This window comes from Paraglaciecola hydrolytica (assembly GCF_001565895.1).
GTDB classification, from domain to species: domain Bacteria; phylum Pseudomonadota; class Gammaproteobacteria; order Enterobacterales; family Alteromonadaceae; genus Paraglaciecola; species Paraglaciecola hydrolytica.
In genome coordinates this window covers 75803-88985 of the sequence record NZ_LSNE01000006.1, presented here as the reverse complement: position 1 = coordinate 88985, position 13183 = coordinate 75803, and the positions used below count along the sequence as shown (strand labels likewise).

The 13183-nt window shown below is 42.7% G+C and carries 13 protein-coding genes; 9 read left to right on the top strand and 4 right to left on the bottom strand.

Features of this window, described 5'->3' with window-relative positions; genetic code table 11:
• Positions 1–88: 88 nt before the first annotated feature.
• Both AX660_RS12460 and AX660_RS12455 read right to left on the bottom strand, forming a co-directional pair.
• Positions 89–874 (bottom strand): substrate-binding periplasmic protein, encoded by a 786-nt coding sequence (locus tag AX660_RS12460; protein WP_157884335.1) that lies wholly within the window; start codon positions 872–874, stop codon positions 89–91.
• A 183-nt stretch (positions 875–1057) separates the two neighbouring features.
• On the bottom strand, positions 1058–2473 hold the full coding sequence (locus AX660_RS12455) for a winged helix-turn-helix domain-containing protein (protein ID WP_082768892.1): 1416 nt from the start codon (positions 2471–2473) through the stop codon (positions 1058–1060).
• Between the two features lie 250 nt (positions 2474–2723).
• Between AX660_RS12455 and AX660_RS12450 the strand changes: the two genes are divergently transcribed.
• The 3 genes from AX660_RS12450 (at position 2724) to AX660_RS12440 (ending at position 5101) form a co-directional block, all read left to right on the top strand.
• Positions 2724–3266: a hypothetical protein gene (locus AX660_RS12450; protein ID WP_068377378.1), complete on the top strand. Its 543-nt coding sequence runs from the start codon at positions 2724–2726 to the stop codon at positions 3264–3266.
• 130 nt (positions 3267–3396) lie between these two features.
• Positions 3397–4023 (top strand): TetR family transcriptional regulator C-terminal domain-containing protein, encoded by a 627-nt coding sequence (locus AX660_RS12445; protein ID WP_068377376.1) that lies wholly within the window; start codon positions 3397–3399, stop codon positions 4021–4023.
• A gap of 319 nt (positions 4024–4342) precedes the next feature.
• Complete coding sequence (locus AX660_RS12440; RefSeq protein ID WP_082768891.1) at positions 4343–5101, top strand: substrate-binding periplasmic protein; 759 nt, start codon at positions 4343–4345, stop codon at positions 5099–5101.
• A 248-nt stretch (positions 5102–5349) separates the two neighbouring features.
• Here AX660_RS12440 and AX660_RS12435 read toward each other — a convergent pair whose 3' ends face one another.
• The gene (locus tag AX660_RS12435; RefSeq protein WP_068377371.1) at positions 5350–6555 is read right to left on the bottom strand and encodes an aromatic ring-hydroxylating oxygenase subunit alpha; all 1206 of its coding nucleotides are present in this window, start codon (positions 6553–6555) and stop codon (positions 5350–5352) included.
• Positions 6556–6648: 93 nt separating this feature from the next.
• Between AX660_RS12435 and AX660_RS12430 the strand changes: the two genes are divergently transcribed.
• The 6 genes from AX660_RS12430 (at position 6649) to AX660_RS12405 (ending at position 12583) form a co-directional block, all read left to right on the top strand.
• A complete protein-coding gene (locus AX660_RS12430; protein WP_068377369.1) occupies positions 6649–8220 on the top strand; it encodes a phytoene desaturase family protein in 1572 nt (523 codons plus the stop codon).
• A 109-nt stretch (positions 8221–8329) separates the two neighbouring features.
• Positions 8330–9721, top strand: a complete 1392-nt coding sequence (nhaC, locus tag AX660_RS12425; RefSeq protein ID WP_082768890.1) for a Na+/H+ antiporter NhaC — start codon at positions 8330–8332, stop codon at positions 9719–9721.
• Between the two features lie 102 nt (positions 9722–9823).
• A complete protein-coding gene (locus AX660_RS12420; protein WP_068377362.1) occupies positions 9824–10819 on the top strand; it encodes an AraC family transcriptional regulator in 996 nt (331 codons plus the stop codon).
• 152 nt (positions 10820–10971) lie between these two features.
• Positions 10972–12177, top strand: coding sequence for an alkane 1-monooxygenase (locus AX660_RS12415; RefSeq protein ID WP_106404080.1), 1206 nt, complete (start codon positions 10972–10974; stop codon positions 12175–12177).
• A gap of 45 nt (positions 12178–12222) precedes the next feature.
• The gene (locus tag AX660_RS12410; RefSeq protein ID WP_068377358.1) at positions 12223–12396 is read left to right on the top strand and encodes a rubredoxin; all 174 of its coding nucleotides are present in this window, start codon (positions 12223–12225) and stop codon (positions 12394–12396) included.
• A 10-nt stretch (positions 12397–12406) separates the two neighbouring features.
• Positions 12407–12583: a rubredoxin gene (locus AX660_RS12405; protein ID WP_068377897.1), complete on the top strand. Its 177-nt coding sequence runs from the start codon at positions 12407–12409 to the stop codon at positions 12581–12583.
• Positions 12584–12677: 94 nt separating this feature from the next.
• Here the strand turns inward: AX660_RS12405 and AX660_RS12400 are convergent, their stop codons facing one another.
• Positions 12678–13154 (bottom strand): immunity 22 family protein, encoded by a 477-nt coding sequence (locus AX660_RS12400; RefSeq protein WP_068377355.1) that lies wholly within the window; start codon positions 13152–13154, stop codon positions 12678–12680.
• Positions 13155–13183 lie beyond the last annotated feature (29 nt).

Genomic DNA, 13183 nt, shown 5'->3' with positions numbered 1-13183 from the left:
ACCTTAACGTCCGGTCACTGACAACTCGAGTGACATAGACTAGCCCTCATATATCTGACACACGATAAGCTGTATATCAAAAATACATTTAATCCTGCTTAATCAATAATTTATCTAACTCTCCACTATCTAACAATTCAGACAAGGCCTTAGATAATTCATTCACTCGCGGTGCTAAAGGAGATCGTTTAGATACTGCAATATAAGCATCAAATCTTTTAATGTAGATATAAGGTGCCATTTTCATCTGTTGTTCATACGTGGTTTTATCTGTGAGCGCCTGTATTGATACTTCTCTGCCAAGAAAAGTGTCAATTCGCCCTTTTAATAACATTTCAATCAACTGATTGTGATTAGTTAAGGGGATTTTATGTAAAGCCAAATCGTGATCAAAACGTTCGAAATACGTTGCACCACGCAGCACCCCAATATCTAACGAGCTAATGTCTTCATAAGCATTAATAACATGGCGATTAGTTTTAAGTTGATAAAAACGCACTGGCAGATTGTTACTAGAAAATGGTCTACTCAAAAAATGAAGATATTCTTCCCTTTCCGGCGTTTTACGAATAGATACCATCATATCTGCATTGCCTTCTTGAGTTATGGCTAGGCACCTTGCAAATGGACATTGAATAAAACTGACTTGCATATTTAACGAATGTGCTAGAGCAAGCGCAACATCAACATTTTGACCGACAAATTTCCCATCGATTAGATCAACAAGTGGGGGTTCAATATGAGTGGCTATAACAATATTTTCAAATTTAGCAGCATGACTAAAAAAACCTGCAAAATTTAGCGCTAGCACCGCAAAATAACAAAGGTAATTAATTCTACTTTCCAAATATTCAGTTCCAAATGTCCAGTTCAAAATAATCGCTTAAAAATCAGCCTGCACTTTATACGATAGGGCATGGCTACATTAATTCAACTTGCTAAGATGAGCATGTCATCAACACATAAGGTTAATAGAATGTTAACTTACTCTTTTTAATTTTATGGTCAAATTTCTTAGTCAGAAAGAGCTGTTACTTTGGCAATAACTGGGGCGCGACTAATTAGTCGTAGCTGTGTAAATAAAACCACCACTCTTTGCCAAAAAGCTTATTGCAGACACGTCACCATGCAAATTGGTTTGTGTTTTAAAGGACACTGTTTGTGGTACAAGCAACGAAGCATCCACTGTTAATACTAAGCTTTTGTTATTGTCAGTTGATCTTGCTCTTGTTATGCGACCACCTAGTTTTGGCGCATAGTTAAGCTGAAATAAACGTCCGCTAACTTCAAGGACGGATAAATTTCCATTATCAAACAAGATGAGTAATCCACTGCCATCCACCAGCCAACTCATCGACACAACCGGCAAAGGGAAAACACTTTGCGCGACTAAGCTTTGTTGTGAATTAAATAACTGAATTTGCATGCCTGAATCCAATTGGCGCAACTCTGCCAATGATTTATCTAAAAGTTGTGTTGCGAGCAGTTGACCACGCTCTTGTTGTGACTCCAGCTCAATCAGGTTTTGATTGGCGATATTGTAACGATAACGCGCAAATTTAGTCGCCGCCCCCTGTGCTGCGACAAACTCTAAAGTGCCTTCATCCCACCACGACACACTGCTCACCTTGCCCAACCAATGGCTTAACAAGTTTTTTTCAATTAGTTTTTCACCCTTAAAATCTAAAGTGAAAATGTGAAAAGTATAATACGGTGCATCACTAGTATTTTGCAGCTCTTCTGTCGATGTATGGGCATCTACCGCCACCAAATTGCGACCACTGGCCGACCATGCAAGATCAACAAAATCACCTCGTGCCACCGACATTTGCCATTCTTGGCCACTGGCTCCTTGGATATAAAGGCGACTCTGCATGTCTCCTTTTATGTCTGGCTCGTCGCGAATAAATGCCACACGGTCGCTGCTGGTAAAAGGCTCAATAATACGTTCGCGCCCGGTATTCGATACATAAGGTTTAACTTGGCTAAACTGGCTAGAATGTAGCGAGGCAATGGTGGCTTTAGGCGGAAACAGCGAAGGAACAACAAAAGTCAGAAACAAAGCGCTTATCGTTAGGGCGACCAAACTAAGAAAAATCAGCGGTTTACCCCAAAACTTAGCAACAAAGTGTGTTTGCCCTGCTTGTTGAATATGCTGAGCAATAACTAACTGGTAACCACGCTTAGAAAAATGCACCACATATTCAGTGCTGGTATCCAATTCAGCAAAAGCGGCACGTAACGCATTAATACTTTTTTGAATAGAATTATGGGTAACTACCCTGCCTTCCCATACTTGCTCAAGCAATTCATCATTAGCCACCACCCTGTCATTATGTTGATGCAAATAACACAACAACGCCATGACCTTAGGTTGTAAGCGACAGACTAACTCCCCTTTTGTCATCGTATTGTGTTGCGGCGAGATTTGAATATCACCTAACATAATGTTGTCGCTATTTTCTGAGGTCATCAAAATTATCAACTCAAGTTCAAATGTGTAATATATACACTCGATGGGTAGGCATTATTTTGCCGTAAAACAGACTAAGATTACAACTTTACACAACATTTAACTCTTACATAAATACTTGTTTTTAAATAGGTTTTTAAAGGTAAGGCAAAGGTAAGTCATTAGTCAGGTGGTGTTCAGTACGATTTTGTAAAGCTGCTATAAAATATCCAACAGTATCAACCCAAACATCAACCTATTGGAATATATTATGAATAAACTATTGCCTCTGACCCTAATATGCTTAAGTGCATTTACCCCCGTTTTAATTGCCAGCGAACAAAACTCGCTAGTTTATGTCAATCAGAACTTTGGTTTTAATGTGCCAGGTTATAACTATGCTCAGGCCGAACTACCTTGTGAGATTGATAAAAACTTAGTTGAATTGTTGGTTAAAGATAGTGCGAAATCAGGTCTAACGATGGAGCCGGTTAACACCACCGAAAAAGTCAACAATGGCACTATTCCAGTATTACTCATTGATATTGAACAACTTGCGCTGGGTAAAGATTTCAGCTTCGGTACTAAAACTGAAGATAACTTACCTAAAGTGCAGGTGACGGCGGCCATTCTCAGAGGAGAAGATCTACAAACCGCTAAACATACCTGTGCCATCGCTGTATTGAATGAATTAACACCTTCGAGCAATATATTAGACTTGGGTGTTAACTACTCTATTTGTAGTGCAACTAAAAAGTGCCTAAAGGATTTAAGTAAAGATATTGTTGAGTGGGCTAGCCCCTTAGTAAAATAAGTCTAATGGCAATCGTAAAGCGGGGAATGTTGGTGACAATTTCTGTTGACCATCATTTACCCGATTTACTGCAGTGGCAAAAGAAGGAGTTTGAGATGACATTTATCAACAGCTACTTTAGGCTTGCCCTATGACAGCAGAAAATCATTCAAACACCCAACGCCCTGTGTATAACAAAGCACAAGCTAAGCTTATTCAAGCGACCCTAGATTCATTAATGCAAGAAGGCATTGATGGTTGCTCGGTACGTAAAATTTGTGAGCGAGCAGGCACAGCTGTTGGCCTCATCAATTATCACTTTGGCACACTCAACGACCTACTGGCAGCCGCCTATCTCGATTTGGCTTATACCTTAATGGATCAAGCCATTAAAAAATCCCACAAAACTGAACTCCCACGGCAACAACTATCGTTTTTTATCCACGAAACCTTTGGTGATGCCGTGCTACAACGCAAAATCTTACGTGCCTGGGTGGTATTCTGGAGCATGATTGACAGAGCTCCGCAAATCAAAATTGCCCATGATATTTCTAATCAAGCATTCAGAGTATTTTTAGAGCAGAGTTTTATGGCGTTAAATAATCTACAGCCAGTCAAACCCTGTCCCCGACTAGCAGCCATTGGCCTCACCGCCATCATCGATGGTTTGTGGTTAGAATGGTGTTTATCCAGCGATTCGTTTAATTCAAGTGAATTTAATGCCACTGAAGCCATCTTATTGTGTGAGCAATGGGTAGATGGGGCGTGTAATCATTAGCGTTAGGAGTAAAAAACAGCGGCGAGAAACACGTAAATCGTTAAGAATAAAAGAGAGAATAATTTCAACCAGATAGAAACCGAAAAATATTAAAAAACAAATGCATAGCTAAAAATTTCACCTCAAATTTTGGCAAAAATATATCCCCACCAGACAAATAGCATGGGATAAACAAGACTAGTAATTACATAAAATGACGTTTATCGTGACGCATAGATTTAAACAGGATTGTTATATTTAAAAAGCCAATGAGGGAATAGATGGCGCCAAGTAGATACTTAATTGATTAATGTAAAAATCACTCACAGATTATTCAACGATGAATAACTATCAGGCGATGAAGCTCACTGTTCTCACTTTGTGTTTAAGTGTGTGTTTGTTGAGTACACGTGTGGCGAATGCAGATACCATTCGTTGGGTGACGGAATCATGGCAAAATTATACCAACAAAGACGGCAGTGGCTTATACAATGACATTGTAAAAGCGGTGTTTGCGGAGCATCAGGTAGACATAATCTATATGCCTTGGAAACGTGCACTTCTGGAAGTAAAAAACGGCACAGCCGACATGAGCGGCGCAACCACTGCTGTTGATGGTTACCTCACTCCTCGCGATGCTATTTTGGCCGCCCCCATTAGTATTTTGTTTAATAAAAAGAACATGACTTATACCGGCCTAAGCTCACTACAAAACTATGTCGCCGTATGGGCTAGCCCCTATGAAGATGAATTGGTCCTTACAGCAGATAGAGCCTATATTAAAGGCTTTTCCGTACTTGATCGTGAAACCTCTTATAAATTATTAGTGTCTGGGCGGGCAGATTATTTTGTCGATACCAAAGCATTACATCAAGCTTGGTTAGAATCTCTCGGACAAGACGCCAAGGCTGCTGAATATCAGCTTGTGGATATTAATCATTTAAATCTATTCATGATATTTAGTGACAATGCACGAGGGCAAAAATTAAAAGATATCTTTGATCAAGGTATGACCCGATTGATAGAAAAAGATCAGCTACGTCCTATCTATGAAAAATATCATTTCCTTGAGCAAATGCCGATAACACTGCGCCAATAACACACCGTTTTTTATGCCACATTGAGTTTTATGGGACTAAAAGCGCTCACCACCTGTACATAAAAAACGACCTGCTGTTTGGATCCTACGCATTATCGCGGCTAATCCCAGGCTTTTGAGAACATCCCCCACAAAGCAGCAAAGATGCCCTTGAACTCATACTGGATTTACCGGCCAGTCTTAAACCCGATGAAGATTGAGAATATTCCAATACCAATTATTTGCTGCTTAGCGAACTACGCAGGGCTTTATTTACTTAGGGTGAGTAAATACCAATTCAAAAAGCTTTGCTGAAAATACTCCATGTCCGACAAACGCCCAGCTTGATAAAATCGTGAATCCACACCTTTTTGATTATTCATGATGATCTTTTTATCTGCTTGCGTAGTGATGTCCCATAACCAAGTGAGTTGGGCGAGTTGATAATCCTGGCCATCAATTGCAGAATCATTCACCAGCCAAGATACTTCGCAGATACATTCGTCTATCGAGACGGGTAAAAAGCGATAACAAAGCATGTGATCGTCATAAATCAAAAAGTAACTCAAGGGGCCAATCATCAGCTCCGATGCTCCGCCATCATAGTCGCTTACTTCGCCAAGTAAGGGCGCAACAGCTTTGCCGCCTAAGCTGCCACTTAGCGCACCACGTACCAAAGGGTTACGGTCGTATTGATAACCTTCTTGCCCAACTGCGGCTAAGTCAAAATAGTGATTAAGTTGCTTAAACTTGGGATTGCCATGATTGGCATTGGCAAACTCAGCCTTGGCAGTTTTAAATACCTTGGGCGGTTTTGCCATGGCATGAACCTGGGCAAACTCTGGGTGCGAAGGGGCGCAATGATAACATTCTTGATAATTTTCAACCGCCAATTTCCAATTGGCAGGTATGCGATAAGACTTCTTTTCTGCCAGCTTCATACGCTCAAAACCAAACAACGCCTTTACCTCTGTAAGATCATTTTTAAGGTGGTCTAGGCTTGGCGGATTATCACTTAAACACACAAAAATCAGTCCCCCAAGCAGGGCAACATTAACTTTATGCAGACCATTTTCAGACATGTCAAAATCGGCAGGCATATTACGCGCTGCTATCAATTCACCGTCGAGGTTGTAGTTCCACGCATGATAGGGACAAGTCAGATGTTTTTGTGAACCCGTTTGTTCAAGGCAAATGCGCGAACCTCGATGACGACAAACATTCATGTGGGCTTTAACTTCGCCACTGGTTGTACGCACAACGATCAGCGACTCAGTATCAAACTCAAAGGTAAAATAGTCGCCAGTTTTGGGGATTTGTGATACATGCCCGGCATACAGCCAATGTTGTAAAAATATCTGATTGATCTCTGCCTGATAAATATCAGGGTCTTTATAAAAGACTTGTGCAAGGGAATATCCAGCCTGCTGCGCTTTGATTAATTGCCTTATTTTATCGGAGGTTAAACGCGCCATGTGTTCAGATTTTCCAGCTAAAGATGGAGTGTTGACAGTATTGAACGGCTGTTCAATACTGTCAATCTTCACCTGGGTTAAGTAGGAGTATTGATGTTAGACGCGATCATCATCGGCGGCGGGCACAATGGTTTAGTCTGTGCCAATTATCTTGCCATGGCAGGTAAAAAAGTACGGGTACTAGAGCGTCGTAATGTGGTGGGTGGCGCAGCGGTTACCGAAGAATTTCACCCCGGCTTTCGTAATTCAGTAGCCTCTTACACCGTCAGTTTACTTAACCCTAAAGTCATCAAAGACTTAAAACTCCATGACTATGGTTTGAACATTGTGCATCGCAAGGTCAACAATTTATGGCCCCACGATAACGATGATTTTTTAGCATTTGTCGTGGGTTCGGATAATCTAAAAGCCGAGATCGCGCGTTTTTCACAAAGTGATGCAAATAATTTAGCACGCTACTTTCGCGACACGGGCATGGTAGCGGAACTTATTCGTGATTTTTTACTTGAGACTCCACCTAACGTGGGTGGTGGTATAAAAGACCTCTTCAAAGCCGCTAAATTTGGCAATCGCCTACGCAAACTAAGCATCGAAGATGAGCGCATTGTATTAGATATTTTTACCAAAAGTGTCTCGGACTTTTTAGACCTGTATTTCGAAAATCCCTACGTCAAAGGTGCCTTTGCCTTTGATGGTATTGTCGGTAACTACGCAGATACTCGCACCCCGGGCTCGGCCTATGTATTAATGCACCATGCCTTTGGTGAAGTGAATGGTGAAAAAGGTGTGTGGGGTCATGCCATTGGCGGTATGGGCGCAATTACTCAAGCCATGGCCAGATCGGCTGAGGCTAAAGGAGTTGAAATCCAAACCAATGCGGCGGTCAAAAAAGTATTAGTTAAAGATAACCGCGCTTATGGTGTACAGCTGGAAAATGGCGAAACCCTTGAAGCCAAGATCATCGCCTCTAATCTTAACCCCAGTCTGTTGTTTAATCACTTAGTCGATAATAGCGATCTGCCACAGGATTTTGCCCGGCGTATCAAACATTATAAAAATGGCTCAGGCACTTTTCGGATGAATGTCGCTTTAAGTGAACTGCCTAAATTTACTTGTTTAGCCACACAAGAGCGTGCCACACAAGCGCATCTCACCGGCGGTATTATTGTGGGTGCCACTTGTGCCTACCTTGATCAAAGTTATCGAGATTCACGAGAGCACGGTTGGTCTAAAGCGCCTATTGTCGAAATGCTTATTCCTTCTACCCTTGACGACACCTTAGCGCCAGTCGGTCAGCATGTCGCCAGTTTATTCTGCCAGCAGTTTGATGCCGATACCGACTGGGATCTTCACCGCGAAACCGCAGCCGACTTAATCATCGACACGGTTGATAAATTTGCACCAGGCTTTAAACAGTCTGTGCTTGGCCGCCAGGTATTAAGCCCCCTTGATCTCGAACGGGTATTCGGGCTTACTAAAGGTGACATTATGCATGGCAATATCAGCTTGGATCAGATGTTTAGTACACGGCCCATGTTAGGCCATGGCAACTATCGGTCGCCCATCAAAGGATTGTATATGTGTGGTGCTGGCACCCATCCCGGTGGCGGTGTAACCGGCGCTCCGGGGCATAATGCAGCGCGAGAAATCATCAAGGATAACTAAGCTATAAAAAGTAAAGGGGAAGCGTATCGAGCCAGTTAATGCCAGCACCGCCAGTCAGCCCCTAAGCCGTTTTGATGCCATACTGGTCAGCGTAATTTTGCTCAGTTTAATGGGTGTTGTGATAGGCATATTTGGCAGTGATGCGCTGATGGGGGCCACCCAAGTTGCCATGATGATGATTGGTTTTCTTGCCGCTTTAGTGGGCCTTAAAAATGGCCTGAGCTGGGCTCAGATAGAACAAAGCATTATCCACTCATCAACTAAAATCGTTGGTCCCATCCTGATATTTTTATCTATCGGTGCCTTAATTGGCAGTTTTATGTTGTCCGGTGCTGTACCTAGTCTGCTGTATTATGGTCTTAACATCTTATCACCCACTTATTTTTACCCCCTAACCTGCTTAATTTGTGCTTTGGTGGCAACCTGCATCGGCAGCTCGTGGACTACCGCAGCCACCATTGGCGTGGCCTTAATTGGTGTATCTTATGGCTTTAATCTATCACCCGAAATCACTGCAGGGGCGATTATTTCGGGTGCGTATTTTGGCGATAAAATGTCGCCACTGTCCGAAACCACCAACTTAGCGCCAGCGATTGCCGGTAGTGAATTATTTGAGCATATCCGCCATATGGCCTGGGTTTCTATCCCCAGTTTTATACTCGCCGTAATGGGCTTTTTAATCATTGGCTTAAACGCCCCCATCAGCGCTGGCAGCCAAGCTGGCATAGTGGCTTTTGTGCAAACCTTAGATCAACATTTTGTAATTTCGCCCATCAATTTAATCCCTATGGCCTTACTGTTGTGGCTAGCGCTTAAAAGAGTGCCGGCTTTTGTCGCTATCATGGGGGTATCGCTGTTGGCTTGTGTATTTAGTCTGATATTTCAATACGACGCTTTGCTTACCTTTGCCGGTGATAGCAAAGTGAGTCATGTCATCAAAGCGTTTTGGTTAGTGCTATTTGATGGTTTTAACATCAGCACTCAAAATGCCGACGTTGACCTCTTGTTATCACGGGGCGGCATGGCCTCTATGGTATCCATGGTGTGGTTAGTGATTGCCTCGATGATGATGACAGGTGTGCTAGAAAAAATTGGTTACATCGCTGTTCTGATGCGCCTTATGCTCAAGGCTGTGCACTCTACCGGCTCGCTTATTGCCTCCACCATGGCCACTTGTTTAGGTGTGAATATTGTGACTGGCGATCAGTATATGTCTTTGGTCTTACCTGGGCATATGTGGAAGTCAGAATACAACAAACGCCAACTCGCCAATGTTAATTTGTCGCGCACCCTAGAAGATGCCGGCACACTCTCTTCGCCTTTGATCCCCTGGAACGCCTGCGGTGTGTATATGGCCGGCACTCTTGCTGTGACAACTGTCGCGTATTTACCTTATTGTTTTTTTAACCTCATGAATCCGCTTATCGCGCTGATATTTGCGTTTTTGAATATTAAAATTATACAGCTTAACGCTGTCAATTCGTCATTACCTGAAACATGAGTTGTCGCTAGAGCGCGCTTGCCATTGATGCGTGATTGCTAATAAAACAGCTGGCCATTAAGATTGGCTATCCATATAAAAAACCAAAGAGTAGAGTGTTTGATGCCCTCGGAACACTTAATTTCAGTGACCTATTGGAACCATTTTTTACGTTATGCGCAGGAGCACAATGTAAACTTGCAGCACGTTCGCCCCCATTCCAAACTGGATGCGCCTGAGCATTACATTCCTTTAGCAGACGTCAAATCACTTATTGCTCTTATGCTTGAACAAGGCATGCCGCGGTGCTTAGGTTTAGAAGTGGCTGATAGTATTTCGGTATCTAGCCATGGGCACTTGGGTTTTGGACTTTCTCATGCCCAAGATTTTAAGCAATGCCTCGATTTTGTCGTTAAGTTTTACCCCACCCGTTCACAAATTGTAGATTTTAGCCTCAGCAGTCAAGGTGACTATATTTATCTTTCGATTACTCCCTCGGGTGATTGGTCGCCGGTAGAAGTTGTCTTGTATGAAGGAGTCATCAAGATGCTGCATAACTTTATTCGTTTTGCCATTGGCAATTTGGTTAATGAGTGTTTAATTGAGTTGCCCTACGAAGCACCGGCTTGGCGAGATAAATACCCACTATTTTTAGGGCCGAATATTCAATTTTCTGCGCCAGTAGCGAGAATACGCCTGCCAGTAGCGTGGCTGGCGATTAAGTGTTTAGCAGGAGATCCGCATTCCGTGAACATGGCACAAGAACAATGTGAAGTTGAGCTACTGCGATTAGCTCAACAACATACAAACGAGGAGAAGATTATTCATCTGGTCGAGAGCTCTCGCTGCTACCAACTCACGATTGAGGAAGCTGCCCACAAACTCAAGCTTTCAAAAAGCACCCTCATTCGAAAACTGCGGCAAGAAAACACGTCGTTCAAAAATATTATCGAAGCATTAAAAAAACGTGACGCCTGTCGTTTATTAATCCAAACCAATCAAAAAATTGAGGTTATTGCCTTACAGTTGGGATATGAAGATGTATCCAATTTTAGCCGTACCTTCAAACGCTGGTTTACATGCTCTCCAGGTGTTTACCGCGAACAGCACCAACAATAATCTCCTACACAAATAACACCTTATAAACTCTTTTTAAGCATGACACTAATTGACCAAAGCTTGGCACTAAAGGCCATGTTGTTGGCATGGCAAAGTGGATATGATTTGCGCTCATTCAATAACCACAATCTGTTGGTGAGCAAAGAAACATTATGGCAAATAAGTTTGAACCCAATATGCTGGCCACCGCCCGCGCTAATAGCCCAGCAGATAATTCAACCTGGCTTACCAGCAAAAAATACTGTTATGCACTCTCACTGGTTGTGCTTCTTTTGCCTTTGTTGTCAGCCTATTTTGCCGTAACAAACAACCAGGGCTTATGGTTGTGGTTACCTTTTATTTTTATCTATGCCGGTATTACCCTGCTCGACAAGGTTTTTGGTGATGATGAGTCCAATCCCAGTGAAGCCATGGTTGAAGAGATTAAAAATCAGGCCTATTACAAAATTATATTGTTCATCGCGGTGCCACTGTTGTGGCTATCCGTCATCGTTTTAGCCTATGTAATTACTCATTATGAGTGGTCGTGGTTTAGTTTTTTAGGCGCGGCCTTAAGCGCGGGAATTATGGCAGCAACGGGGGTAAACCTTGGCCATGAGTTGGGTCATAAGGTAAATGACAACGCTCAGCAATTGGCCGCACAACTAGCCCTTGCCTTAAGTGGTTATGGCCACTTTGTGATTGAACATAACAAAGGCCATCATAAAGACGTAGCAACGCCAGAGGATCCCGCGTCATCACGCATGGGTGAATCCATCTACAAATTTGCGCAACGTGAAATACCAGGTGCTTTTCGTCGCGCTCGAGCACTGGAAGCAGCACGGTTACAACGCCTTGGTAAATCTCCATGGTCAGTGCACAATGAAATTATTCAAACTGCATTAATTACCCTCACCGCCTATGTTTTATTGATAGCCTTTTTTGGCCCCCTGATGATCCCATTTTTGGCAATTGTGGCAGCGTACGGTTATTGGGCTTTAAGCTCTGCAAACTATATTGAGCACTATGGTTTGTTACGCCAAAAAGAGGCGAGTGGTCGTTATGAACGCTGCAAACCGCAGCACTCGTGGAACAGTAATCATAAGGTATCCAACCTTTTCCTCTTGCATTTACAACGCCATTCGGATCATCACGCCCACCCTACTCGCGCCTATCAAGTGCTGCGTGATTACAATAATGTGCCCAAGCTACATGCGGGTTATCCATGGATGTATATTTTAGCCTTATTTCCCAACATCTGGTTTTCCATCATGGATCCTAAAATAGCCGACTGGGCGCAAGGTGATATGCATAAAGTCAATATGGATCCACAAGCAAAAGACGACAGATTCAGACGTTATCATCGTATAGCGCAATAAAAGGCAGGGCGCAGTGCAATTGACTGGGATTAATGGAGAACAAAGATGGCAAAATTTGAGTGCCCTGACTGCGCTTATATTTATGACGAAAATAAAGGTGCAGCCCACGAAGGTTATCCTGCGGGCACCTTGTGGGCAAAGATCCCTGAGGACTTTCCGTGTCCCGATTGTTTTGTCACAGAAAAACCCGATTTTATTGCAATAGCCGATGATAAGTGAGAAGCAAACCATGCCAGAACCAAGCTATCACCAATATTGCTGTATTACTTGTGGCTTAATTTACGATGAAGCCCTTGGTTTTCCGGATGAAGGCATACCCGCAGGAACTCGTTTTGCAGATATCCCAGACGACTGGACATGCCCAGACTGTTCGGCGTCAAAATCTGATTTTGAGTTAGTTAATTAAGATTTTGCCTAAGATATACCCAAGCTTAATTAATACCAACTCCACTAAATAAATGTGCACTCAGTGAGAATTTATTTAATGGAATTGATATAAGTTACTCTGCTTCCCCCAACAAACTGTCACTGTCGGCATCGTAGTTAAAGGCCCCCAGAAAAGTGGTGTATTCATCTTGCGCGACACCACTCAATTTAGCACTGTATTCGTATTCAAAAAGTAAAATAACCCAGCTCACTTGCTGCATGTTATTTTTTTTCGCTTTACTCAGCAGATTGACCATAAACGAGCTTGAACAAGAACACTGGCCCGCCGCCGTTTGGATATCAATCGTGCCTTCGTGGGCACCATTGGTTTCCATATTATCCGGCACAAAATAGCGGATAAGGTAATTTTCTGACCAGCGATTTTTGGCCCGGGTATTATTTTTGAAAAAGATCTCTTCAAAATACTCATCAGGAATATCGGCATAAGGATGTTGTGAAGCCCACACCGATACCTTGTTCTTTTTAGCAAAGAGTAAACCTTTTTCAGGAGCGGATTGAATGTCTGGCACCGGAAGATCGTCTTGAGTCATTGAGAAAACTGCTGTCATTAAGTGAATAT